The 544-nt window shown below is 65.6% G+C and carries 1 protein-coding gene; it reads right to left on the minus strand.

Translation table 11 applies throughout. From position 1 onward, the window contains the following. On the minus strand, nt 1–507 hold a 507-nt coding region (locus tag AACY08_RS28440), incomplete at its 3' end, for a substrate-binding domain-containing protein (RefSeq protein ID WP_339472430.1). Nucleotides 508–544 lie beyond the last annotated feature (37 nt).

Raw genomic sequence — 544 nt, forward strand, 5'->3', positions numbered from 1 at the left:
TTCACCGGCGAGGATCGCGGCAATGCGCGATACCGCCTCCGCACCGATCTCGGCGATCCCGACGCGCATCGTGCTGAGCGCGGGTGTTACGAAACGCGCGAGGGGAATGTCGTCGAATCCCGCCACTGCGATGTCGTCGGGAACCGCCAGTCCGGCGCGTTGAAATGCCACCATCGCACCAATTGCCATCATGTCGTTCGCGGCGAACAAGGCATCGGCGCGTTCCGCATCCGCGATCAATTGCAGTGCCGCCGCCGTGCCCGTTTCCTCTTCGAAATTGCCGGTCAGGATTCGCGGGCTGAGGCCGTGCCGGGCCATTGCCTCGCGGTAGCCGGCGATGCGTTCCTCGGCGTCGCGGTTGCCACGGGGGCCGGACAAATGAACGATCCGTCGTCGCCCGGAAGCGATCAGATGCTCGACCATCGCGTCGGCCCCGGCGGCGTTGTCGATACGGAACTGCGGATGATCCGCCGCTACGTCCGGGCAACTGATGAGAACGGTTGGCAAGCTTGTCGGCAGATGCGTCAGCAGCCGCTCGGGGTCG

The sequence above is a fragment of the Pseudomonas sp. EL_65y_Pfl1_R83 genome, from assembly GCF_963970695.1.
Lineage (GTDB): Bacteria > Pseudomonadota > Gammaproteobacteria > Pseudomonadales > Pseudomonadaceae > Aquipseudomonas > Aquipseudomonas tritici.